The 10,402-nt window shown below is 75.9% G+C and carries 10 protein-coding genes; 3 read left to right on the plus strand and 7 right to left on the minus strand.

Features of this window, described 5'->3' with window-relative positions; genetic code table 11:
- Positions 1-62: 62 nt before the first annotated feature.
- From ACGFIR_RS17070 to ACGFIR_RS17080, 3 genes are read left to right on the plus strand one after another with little or no spacing between them, the layout of a single operon-like run.
- Positions 63-1,001: a GvpL/GvpF family gas vesicle protein gene (locus ACGFIR_RS17070; protein WP_393145921.1), complete on the plus strand. Its 939-nt coding sequence runs from the start codon at positions 63-65 to the stop codon at positions 999-1,001.
- Complete coding sequence (locus ACGFIR_RS17075) at positions 998-1,252, plus strand: gas vesicle protein (RefSeq protein ID WP_392998062.1); 255 nt, start codon at positions 998-1,000, stop codon at positions 1,250-1,252. Before ACGFIR_RS17070 ends, ACGFIR_RS17075 begins: the two co-directional genes overlap by 4 nt.
- Complete coding sequence (locus ACGFIR_RS17080; protein ID WP_393145923.1) at positions 1,249-1,674, plus strand: gas vesicle protein K; 426 nt, start codon at positions 1,249-1,251, stop codon at positions 1,672-1,674. The genes ACGFIR_RS17075 and ACGFIR_RS17080 overlap by 4 nt, the downstream gene beginning before the upstream one ends.
- A gap of 82 nt (positions 1,675-1,756) precedes the next feature.
- Here the strand turns inward: ACGFIR_RS17080 and ACGFIR_RS17085 are convergent, their stop codons facing one another.
- Genes ACGFIR_RS17085 through ACGFIR_RS17115 form a run of 7 tightly spaced genes read right to left on the minus strand, consistent with a single transcriptional unit; the run spans position 1,757 to position 10,172 of the window.
- Positions 1,757-4,066, minus strand: coding sequence for an AAA family ATPase (locus tag ACGFIR_RS17085; protein WP_393145925.1), 2,310 nt, complete (start codon positions 4,064-4,066; stop codon positions 1,757-1,759).
- A 22-nt stretch (positions 4,067-4,088) separates the two neighbouring features.
- Entirely contained in the window at positions 4,089-4,634 is a 546-nt protein-coding gene (locus ACGFIR_RS17090; RefSeq protein WP_393145927.1) for a hypothetical protein, read from the minus strand.
- 54 nt (positions 4,635-4,688) lie between these two features.
- Positions 4,689-5,447 carry an ATP/GTP-binding protein gene (locus ACGFIR_RS17095; RefSeq protein ID WP_392998066.1) on the minus strand — a complete coding sequence of 253 codons (759 nt, stop codon included), beginning with the start codon at positions 5,445-5,447 and terminating at the stop codon, positions 4,689-4,691.
- Positions 5,425-5,883: a DUF742 domain-containing protein gene (locus tag ACGFIR_RS17100; protein ID WP_392998067.1), complete on the minus strand. Its 459-nt coding sequence runs from the start codon at positions 5,881-5,883 to the stop codon at positions 5,425-5,427. The genes ACGFIR_RS17095 and ACGFIR_RS17100 overlap by 23 nt, the downstream gene beginning before the upstream one ends.
- The gene (locus tag ACGFIR_RS17105) at positions 5,880-6,350 is read right to left on the minus strand and encodes a roadblock/LC7 domain-containing protein (RefSeq protein ID WP_392998068.1); all 471 of its coding nucleotides are present in this window, start codon (positions 6,348-6,350) and stop codon (positions 5,880-5,882) included. The genes ACGFIR_RS17100 and ACGFIR_RS17105 overlap by 4 nt, the downstream gene beginning before the upstream one ends.
- The gene (locus ACGFIR_RS17110; protein WP_393145929.1) at positions 6,347-9,019 is read right to left on the minus strand and encodes a nitrate- and nitrite sensing domain-containing protein; all 2,673 of its coding nucleotides are present in this window, start codon (positions 9,017-9,019) and stop codon (positions 6,347-6,349) included. The genes ACGFIR_RS17105 and ACGFIR_RS17110 overlap by 4 nt, the downstream gene beginning before the upstream one ends.
- Positions 9,006-10,172, minus strand: a complete 1,167-nt coding sequence (locus ACGFIR_RS17115) for a hypothetical protein (protein ID WP_393145931.1) — start codon at positions 10,170-10,172, stop codon at positions 9,006-9,008. Before ACGFIR_RS17115 ends, ACGFIR_RS17110 begins: the two co-directional genes overlap by 14 nt.
- Positions 10,173-10,402: the final 230 nt, after the last annotated feature.

The following is a 10,402-nucleotide window of genomic DNA, read 5'->3' on the forward strand; positions in this document are numbered from 1 at the left end:
GCAGGTGGAGGCGCAACGGCGTCCCCGGGTCGCCCGGGAGGCCGCCCGCAGGGAGGAGTGGGATGAGTTCGACGGCTGACCTGGTGTCCGACGCCGGACCGGCGGACCCCGGCGTCGGGGTGTGGCTGCACGGGGTGACGCGGGACGCCGACCCGGCCCTGCTCGCCACGACCGCCGGGATGGACGGCGCCGCCGTGCGTGCGGTGCGGGCCGCCGGCCTGGTCGCCGTCGTCAGCGCCGCGCCCCTGTCCGAGTACGGCGAGGAGGCGCTGCGCCGCAACCTGGAGGACCTGGCCTGGCTGGAGCGCGCGGCCCGGACCCACCATGCCGTGGTGGCGGCACTCTCCCGGGCCGGCGCGGTGGTGCCCGCCCGCCTCGCCACGGTGCACCACGACGACGCCCGGGTGGCGGGGCAGCTCGCCGCCCGCCAGGCCGAGCTGACCACCGTCCTGGACCGGCTCGCCGGCCGTGACGAGTGGGGCGTCAAGGGCTACGTCGTGCCGGGCGCGACGCCCCGGATCGAGTCTGTGCCCGGCGCGGCATCTCGGACCTCGGAGTCGGTGCCGGGCGCTGCGGCCGGGACCTCCGAGTCGGCCGGGTCCGGCGCTCCCGCCGGGACCTCGCCGCCGGTCGGGTCGGGCGGCGGCGCCGGGGCGGCGTACCTGCGGCGGCGTCGGGCCCAGCTCACCGCCCGCGACGAGGGGCAGCGGATCGCCGTCGACGCCGCCTGCGCCGTGCACGGGGCGCTGGCCGGGCAGGCGGTGGCCGCCCGACGGCATCCCCCGCAGGACCGCCGGCTCTCGGGCGCACCCACCGCGATGGTGCTGAACGGGGCGTACCTGGTCGAGCAGTCGTCGCTCGCCGACTTCCACCGGCTGGTCGACGCGCTCGCCGACCGGCACCCGGAGATCCGGCTGGAGCTGACCGGCCCGTGGCCGCCGTACTCGTTCGCCGAGGAACGGCCCGCCGAGCCGGCGCTGACCGTACGGGAGCCGGCGTGACCACCGCGCTCGCGCCCAGCAGCGCCGACGACCCGCTGGCCTACCGGCCGGTGGCGCTGGTCGACCTGCTCGACCGGGTCCTCGCCACGGGCGTGGTGATCAGCGGCGACATCACCATCGCGATCGCCGACGTCGACCTGGTCCGGGTCTCCCTGCGCGCACTGGTCGCCTCCGTCGGGGCGCTGGCCCCGCCCGAGCTGCGGGACGCCGTCCCGGCCGACCCCCTCAGTCCGCCGGGAACGCCGGCATGACCGCCCCCGGCAACCACGCGGACGGCCCGGGCGGTGGGGCCGGCCCGGCGGGCGTGGGCAGCCCGGACCGCACCCGTCGGGACGAGGCGACCACGCTCGCCGCCGCGCTCGGCGACCCCCGGTGGCAGCCGCCCCGGGTGACCCCGCTGGACCGCCGCCTGGCCGTCGACCGGGACTCCGTCGAGCGGGGGCTGGCCAGCCTCGTGCTCACCGTGATCGAGCTGCTGCGCCAGCTCATGGAGCGACAGGCGCTGCGCCGGGTCGACCTCGGCGACCTCACCGAGGAGCAGGTCGAACGGATCGGCACCACGCTGATGGCGCTCGAGGAGCAGATGACGGGGCTACGCGAGTACTTCGGCCTCGCCCCCGAGGACCTGAATCTCGACCTCGGGCCGCTCGGCCCCCTCCTGCCCACCGACTGACGGCCCGCCGACCAGCAGGCCCTCCCACCGGCCGGCCGCCGACCAGAAGGCCGCCGACTGGCCGGCCCACCGGCCAGGAGCTTCAGCCGGCCCGCTTCTCGGCGTACGCGGCGAGCCAGGCGACCTGGGCCGGGTCCAGGGACGGGCGGACCCGGGCGCGGGCCGTCGCCACGTGCGCGGCGGTGACCGTGGACGCGGTCAGCGACTCCCGCATCGCGGCGAGCGCGGCCTCCCGCACCAGCGCGGCGCAGTCCGCCGCCGAGAAGCCGTCAAGCTCCGCGCCCAGCGCCGCGAGGTCCACCTCGGGCGCCAGCGGCACGTTGCGCGCGGAGGCACGCAGGATCTCCGCCCGCGCCGGCCCGTCCGGTGGCGGTACGTAGACGAGCCGCTCCAGCCGCCCCGGACGCAGCAACGCCGGGTCCACCAGGTCGGGCCGGTTCGTGGCGCCGATCACCACCACGTTGCGCAGCGTCTCCACCCCGTCCAGCTCGGTCAGCAGCGCGGCCACCACCCGGTCGGTGGTGCCGCCGTCGCTGGCCTGGCCGCGTACCGGGGCGAGCGCGTCCACCTCGTCGAGGAAGACCAGGGTGGGCGCGGCCTCGCGGGCCCGGCGGAACAGCTCGCGGACCGCGCGCTCGCTCTCACCCACCCACTTCGACAGCAGCTCCGCGCCCTTCACCGAGAGCACGTTGGCCCGCCCCGAGCCGGCCAGCGCCGTGACCAGGTAGGTCTTGCCGCAGCCCGGCGGGCCGTAGAGGAGCACCCCGCGCGGCGGCTGCACGCCGAGCCGGGCGAAGGTGTCCGGGTAGGTCAGCGGCCAGAGCACCGACTCGGTCAGCGTCTCCTTGACCTCCGTGAGGTCGCCGACGTCGTCCAGCGTCACCGAGGCCAGCTCCAGGGTGGAGGCGGCCATCGTGGTGGGGCGGACCACCTCCAGCGCGGCGGTGAAGTCGCCCATCGCCACGGTGGGCGTCTCCGCCGACTTCTGCCGCAGGGCCGCGCGCACCCCGGCCTCGCGGACCAGCGCGGCCAGGTCGGCGGCGACGAAGCCGGGCGTACGCCCCGCCACTTCGTCGAGCCGCACGTCGTCCGCGAGCGGGACCTGCCGGGTCAGCACCGTCAGCTGCTCCCGGCGCAGGGCCGTGTCCGGGAGCGGGATGCTGATCCGCAGCGAGAGCAGGTCCGGGGCGCGCAGCGCGGGGTCCACCGACTCGGGCCGGCCGGTGGTGCAGACGACCGCCGCCCCCGCCCGTACGGTCTCGGCGACCACCTGCCGGAACACGGTCGCCACCGGCCCCGGCCCGTCCGCAGGGGCGAGCGCCTCCACGTCGGTGACCAGCAGCACCCCGGGGCCGTCCGCGCGTGCCTCGGCCGCCGCGGCGCGCAGCCGCTCCGCGGCGGCCTGGTTCGTCAGCGCGGCCACCTCGGGCGCCCATAGCGGGCTGACCCGGGCACCGACCCGGGCGGCCACGGCCCGCACGAGCGCCGCCTTCCCGGAGCCGGCCGGCCCGGCGATCAGTACGCCCAGCGAGACGGTCGTGCCCAGGCGCCCGAGCACCTCCCGGTGGTGGAAGCCGAGGTCCAGCAGCTCGGTGAGTTCCTCGGCCTGGGCCCGCAGCCCGGGCAGCTCGTCCACCGAGGGCGGGGAGTCGTCGACGCCGCCGGCGCTCCGCCCGGTGGCGTCCACGGCGGGAGCACCGGGTCGTACGCCCACCGGGCCGGCGCCGGTGGCCCGCGCCCGCCCCGGGGCGGTCCCGTCCGGGGCGCCGGGCACGAGGCGACCCGCGCCGGGCCCGGTGCCGGCCGAGCCGTGGGTCGTCTGGCCGTGTTCCCAACCGACCACCGTGTCCATGGTGACCAGCGAGCCGGTGTCGGGCTCGGCGGCGACCACGGCGAGCAGCGTGCTGGTCCAGGCGTACCCGACGCTGTTGGAGAGGCTGCGGCGGGCCGCCTCCACCAGGCTGCGTACCGAGGCGTCCGGCAGCACGTCCTGCGGCAGCAGCGACACGTCGTCCCCGGTCGTCACCACCTTGCCGAGCAGGGCCAGCCGGAGCATCTCGGGGGAGACCACCGCGGCGATCTGCGCCGGCCCGGCGAGCAGCACCCTGCGCGCCGGGGCGACCGGCAGGCGGCTCACCGTCACCTGGCCGCCGTCGCGGATCCCGAGGTTGCCCAGCATCAGGTCGTCCGCGTAGAGCAGCGCGGTGCTGGCCGTCCGCTCGGCGGGCGCGACGATGCCGGCGGTCACCCGCCGGCCCGCCAGCCGCACGGGGTCGCCGGGGCGCAGCGCCAGCGCGGTGAGCGCCTCCGGGTGCAGCCGGACGATGCCCCGTCGGGCGTCCAGGGCCGCCGGCCGCAGGCTCGCGGTCAGGGTCAGGTCGGGTTCCGCCACCGCCCGACCCTAGCCGCCGTGGTCACGTCGCGCCCGACCCCAGCGCGCTCCGTGATCCGCGGGACGTTTCGCGGTCGTCGAGCAGGAAGGGATCGTGGCGGATCAGCTCGGCCAGCCGCGCCGCCGGGTGGGGGGTCAACCCCTCCTGGGTCGGGGTCCACGCCGGCACCGTCTTGACCGACATCGGCCACGCGGGTGGCGGCGCGGCCTCCGCGTCGACCGTCACGCCGGCGTCGGTCCAGGCGACCCGCAGCGGGTACGCCTGCCCGTCGTGTTCGACCCGGATGCTGACGGCCGTGCCGGGATGGCCGGCGACCACCCGACGGACCGCCTCGGTGACCTCCGCCACGGGGTCGCGGGGTTCCCCGCCCCGCCGCGTGTCGGCCCAGCCGGGTCCGGCGTTGCGCGCCTCGTGGCGGGCCTCGGCACGGCCCGGCTCCGATCCGCCCTGCGCCTGCGACGCCCCGCCGCTCTCCCCGTCCGTCGGCACCGGCTCGGCGGCCAGCCGCCGCAGCGCCTCCTCACGGCGCGCCATCCGGGCCAGTGTCTCGTCCAGTCCACCTCTCATCACGAACCACCCCTTCTCGTGAAACGGGTCGAACCGCCGTAACGGTTCAGGACTTCACTTCCTCTCCCGGGTGGCCCGCTCGAGTGCGCGGTCGAGGACGACCAGCAGGGCGTCCCGTACCGAGAGCCGGTCCCGGGCGTCGAACTGCACCAGGGGTACGTGGTCGCCGATGGCCAGCGCCCACCTGATCGCGTCGAGGTCGTGCGCCAGCCGGCCGTCGAAGGCGTTCACCCCCACGACGAAGGGTAGGCCGGACCGCTCGAAGAAGTCGATCGCCGCGTAGCAGTCGTCCAGCCGGGAGCTGTCCACCACGACGAGGGCGCCGAGCGCACCCCGGGCCAGGTCGTCCCACATGAAACCGAACCGGGCCTGCCCGGGCGTGCCGAACAGGTACAGCTTGAGGCTGCGGTCGATGGTCACGCAGCCGAAGTCCATCGCCACCGTCGTGGTGGTCTTCGAGGAACGTACGCCGGGGTCGTCGATGCCGATCCCCGCGGTGGTCATCTCCGCCTCGGTGGTCAGCGGGGCGATCTCGGAGATCGCACCGACCGTGGTGGTCTTGCCGACTCCGAAGCCGCCGGCGATGAGGATCTTGACCGGGATCGGTGGCGCGGCGGCCGCTGCGTGCCGGGGCACCGCGGCCACCCCGGTGGCCGGCTGCCGGGGTGGCGCCGGCTGCGGCTGCCGCCGCGGCAGGGGCGCCGACGCGGCCGGTTGCGGGCCCGTCGGGGAGCCGTAGCGGGTGGCGGCGCTGTTGGCGACGACCCCGCCCAGCGGGGCGACCGGCCATTCAGGAGATCGCACGGAGTCCATCAATCACTCGCAGGATGATGTCGGGGTCGAGGACGTCGGCGCTGTCGTGCACGTCGAGGTGGCCCGCGGCACGGAGGTCGCCGACCAGCACCCGGGTCACGCCGAAGTGCAACCGGGTCCGGGCGGAGATCTCGGCGACCGAGATCGGCTCGTCGCAGAGTGCGACGATCGCCTGCAACTCGGGCGCCAGCCAGGTCAGCGGCGCCGTCCGGTCGGTCGCCGGCCGGGCGGTCACCTGCGTCTCCAGCCCGATCGCCGGGTCGGCGCCGGCCACCCGTCCGGCGGTGAGCACGAACGGGCGCGGGCCGGCCGGCCCGTCCTCGGGCGTCGGGGGCGGCCCGGGCTGGCTGTCGTACGGGGACGACGCGCGCAGGTAGGGCCGGATCCGGAACGTGGGCTCCGGGTCCGGTCCCTCACCGGCGGCCTCGTGGGTCATTGCTGAGCGGCGTTCTTCAGCTCGGCGATCAGTTTCGGTGTGAGGGCGCCACCGGCCCGCCCGGCGAAGAGCGTCATCTCGTAGGCGACGGTGCCGAGGTTCGCCGACCGGTCGGCGACGACCCCGAGCACGGAGCCGCTGCTGATCGAGCTGATCAACAGGTAGCCCTCCGCCATGTCCACGACCACCCGGTTCAGCCCGCCGAGCGAGTACCAGCTCGCGGCGCCACCGGCGAGGCTCGTCATGCCGGAGACCACCGCGGCGAGCCGCTCCGCGTTGGAACGGTCCTTGATCGCCGACATGGCCATCAGCAGCCCGTCCGACGAGACGGCGATCGCCTCCACCACGCCGGCCGTGCTGGAGGTGAACGAGTCCAGCAGCCAGTTGAAGGTGCGCGCCTCCGGGCTCAGGTCACCGGCACCGGAATTCTGGTGGTCGAGGTTGTCGTGCAGGAAGGGGCTGGTCACCGTGATGTTCCCTCTTCGTAGCGGTGGTCTTGGCTGACTTCGGTCAGAGCGCGGGCGACGCCCGCCTCGAACTCGGTGAGGAGGTCGCGGACCTCGTCCGGGTTCTCCGGCGGGCTGTCGGGCTGTCGGGCCGGCGTGACGGTCAGGTTCGCCCCTGGCACCCGTCGGGTCAACCCGGCCGGCCCGGTGCCGCCCGGGGCGCCCCGGCCAGGTTCGGCCGGCGCGGTGCCGCCCGGCGTGCCCCGGCCCAGTTCGGCCCGTCGTACGCCCGACTCGACCGCCTCGACGAGGGCGCGGGCGGCCGCCGGGTCCGCGGCGGTGACCTCCGCCGGCCCGCTGCGCGGCGGGGCGGTCGGCGGCTCGACCGTGCGCAGGGTGGCGCCCGGCACCCGCTGCCGGATGCCCGCCGGGCCGGTGCCGGCCGGTGTCCGGGGGCCGTCCTCGGCCGGCTCCCCGCTGAAGCCGAACGCGTCCCAGGACGGGCCGGACTCCAGGCTGCGGGTGGCGCGGCTGAGCACCGTCGCGTCGTATCCGGCCGGCGGGGCCTCCGGTGTCGCCGCGACCGCGGCGCGCGGTTGGGCGACCTGCGGAGCCGCCGCCACCGCCGCGCGGGACTGGGCGATCTCCGCCGCCACCGCCGCGCGGGGCTGCGCGGGCTGCAGCGCCCCGGCAGCCGCCGCGCGGGATCGGGCGGGCTGTGGCGCCTCGACGACCGCCGCGCGGGGCTGGGCGGGCTGCGGCGCCTCGACGGGGGCGCGCGGGTCGCGGACGGGCACGGCGGCCCGGGCCACGGTCACACCGGTCCGCTCGGCGCGGTGGGTGACCAGCGACGTCTCCGGGACGTCCAGGTACGCGGTCACCCCGCCACCGCCGCCGGTCGGCGCCAGCCGCACCGTCCAGCCGTGCCGGCGGGCCAGCCGGCCCACCACGAAGAGCCCCAGCACCTCGGTCGGCGCGAGATCCAGCCGCTCGCGCCGGGTGAGCCGGGCGTTCTCCTCCGCCAGCCGCTCCTGCGCCATGCCGATGCCCCGGTCCACGACGGTGAGCCGGGCGCCGGAGCCGGTCGACTCGCCGCTCACGGTGACCCGGGTGTGCGGCGGGGAGAAGACGGTGGCGTTCTCCATCAGCTCGGCCACCGCCAGGACGAGGTCACCGACGGCGCCGGGCGCCACCGACAGACCGGGCGGGACCTGCACGTCGACCCGGGTGTAGTCCTCGATCTCGCCGAGCGCCAGCCGGACCACGTCGCCGAGCGGCACCGGCGCCACGTGGGGGTCGGCGCCGGCGGAGCCGGAGAGCACCACCAGGCTGCCGGCGTTGCGGCGCAGCCGGCTGGAGATGTGGTCGAGCCGGTACAGGTGCTCCAGCCGGTCCGGGTCGGTCTCCTGCCGCTCCAGCCGGTCGATCAACGCGATCTGCCGGCCGACGAGGTTCTGCGTACGGCGGCCGACGTGGCCGAACATCTGCGCCACGTTGCGCCGGCCGGCGACCTGCCGTTCCACGAGGCGGGCGGCGGTGCTCTGCACCCGGTCGAACGCGCGGGCCAGGTCGCCGATCTCGTCGCGGGCCCGTACGTCGATCGGGTCGAGGCGTACCGGCGCGCCGCCCTCGGTGTCGTCGTCGGCGACCCGGGTCAGCTCCGCCTCGGCGACGCGGGCGACCCGGTCGGCCGAGCGGGTGAGCCGGGTCAGCGGCCGGGTGACGGTGCGGGCGACGGCCGCGCTGAGCAGCACCACCACGGCGAGGATCAGGACGGCGAGCACGCCGACCAGGTGCGCCTCGACGAGCGCCCGTTGCCGTTGCGCCCCCACCTCGTCGATGACGTCGGCGACGATCTTCTTCTCGATGAACTGCCCGAAGGTGATCATCGAGAGCACCGACGAGAAGAGGCTCTCGATCGGGGTGTCCCGGACCGCGCCGGCCGGGTCCAGCGCGCTCTTGGCGAGGAAGTCCGGGCTGGTACGGGCCGCCACCGCCCCGTCGTTGAGCGTCACCAGCCGCAACTGCTCCGGTGTGACCATGTCGCGGAACCGCTGGCTGTCGACCCGGAGCGCCGCCATGCAGGCGACGTACGTGGTGGCCACCCGGGGGGAGTCGGAGGCCTTGACCAGCAGGAGCAGGGTGGAGCAGGCGCCCATCGCCTCGTCGACGCGGAGCAGCCCGTCCAGGGCCAGCACCTGCCGACCGGCCGGCGTGCCGGTGTCCACCCCGAACGACAGCCGCAGCGAGTCGATCAATGTCGTGCTCAGCGGCCCGTAGGCGGCCATGATCTGTTCCGGGGTGGCGGTTCCGGCGAGCACCGCGCTCCGCAGGTCGGTCAGCCCGCGTACGCCGTTGAGGGCCTCGGCGGCCTGCGGCGGCAGCAGGTCGCCCAGGGTGGCCCGCAGGTCGGCGACCCGGTCGTCCACGTTGGCCGTCCGCTGCATCAGGTCGGTGCGGGTGACCTGGCCGAGCAGCAGTCCGACGGAGAGGACCTGCTCCTGTTGCAGATCCTGCACGAGGCTGCCGACCCGGCTGGCGACACGGACCAGGTTGGCGGTGTCGCGAGCCTGTTGCGAGGCGGCCACCCGGTCGATCACCACCGGCACGGCGAGCCCCGCCATGGCGAGCAGCGGGATGACGACGAGCAGCGCGAGCTTGCCCCGGATCCGGAGACTAGTGAGCAGCATCGGCGGGCCCCCACTGCGTGCTCCCGGGCCCGCGGCCCGCCCCCGTGGGCTGGAGCTCACGCGGTTCCGCGCCCCCGATGGCGGCCGGCTGCCACGGAGTGTCCTCCGGCCCGACCGCGCCGTCGTGTTCGTGCTCGGTCTCCCTGGTGCTCCGCCGGGCGGCGGCGAGCCACATCGCGCCCAGTGCCGCCCACAGCAGGATGGCCAGCACCCCGGCGGCCACCGCCAGCCAGCGGTCCAGGCTCAGCTCGTCGAGACGCTCGACGAGCAGGGCGTCGAGCTCGTCCAGCAGTACGGGTTGGAGCTGCCTGGCGGCGGACTGCGCGTCGACCCGGGCGCCGACGATCTCGCTGACCGCGATGTCGCGACCGGTCGACGCGGAGTGGGCGGCCAACGCCTCGATGGCCCGCTGGTAGGTGTCCAGCGGGGTCAGCACACTCGGGCCGAGGTCGGCGCTCTCCGAGTTGTCCACGGCCGCCCGCAGGTCGGTGACGAGGTCCCCGGCGGGGGTGAGGACGGCCACCCGGAGGGCGGCGATCTCGGCGGTGGTGCGGTTCCGGTCGGCGGCAGGCCGGCGGTCGGCGAGCACGGCCAGATCGGCCAGTCGCCCGGCCGCCACGACCCCCTCGGACAGGCCTCGGGCGGCGTGTTGGAGGAAGAAGGAGTCCGGCCGGGGGTCACGGACCAGCCCGGAGGTTTCCCGGACCTTGTTGTGCAGGGCCAGCAGCAGGTCGGCGGCCTCGCCGTACGCGGTGAAGGCAGCCTCCGGGTCGGCGGGCCCGCGGGCGCTCAGCGCCTCGATCTTGGCGCGGAGGCCGGCCCAGCGTTCCTCGGTGCGCAGCTCGTCCCCGATCCGCGCGTCGACGGATGCGGCGGCCTCGACCGCGCGGGTCAGCGCCGCGCTGTTGACGGGCCGGGCGGCGACGGCGGCGGACTGGGCGTCGGCCAGGGCGTGGGTGACGGGAGCGAGGGCGCGCAGGTACTCCACGCCGAGGCGTTCCCGGTCGGCCAGCTCCCGGTCGTCGGACGTGGACCGCCAGGTCTGTACGAACAGCAGCGCCATCGGCGCGAGCAGGGCGACGAGGAGCAGCAGCGGAAGTACGCGGCCCACCGCGGTGGGCCGCCGGCGGGCCGGCGGCGCGGGGACGGTCATGTCTGTCTCCTCCGGCGGGAGCACGGGGTAACGGGGGTGTCGGGTGGACGGCGAAGTCCCGTGCACCGGACCGGAAAACTAGTCGACCCGCAGGAGCTCATCGGTTGGCGAAACAGTCAGTTTCGCGTCATGGAGCCCGAAGTAATCGTCAGGTGTCGGATCGGGCACTCTCCGTGTCGGCGTAGAGAGTGACAAGGATGGATCGGAGTGGATTTCGGGCAAACATCGGA

It is taken from the genome of Micromonospora sp. NPDC049051 (genome assembly GCF_043197575.1).
GTDB lineage: Bacteria > Actinomycetota > Actinomycetes > Mycobacteriales > Micromonosporaceae > Micromonospora.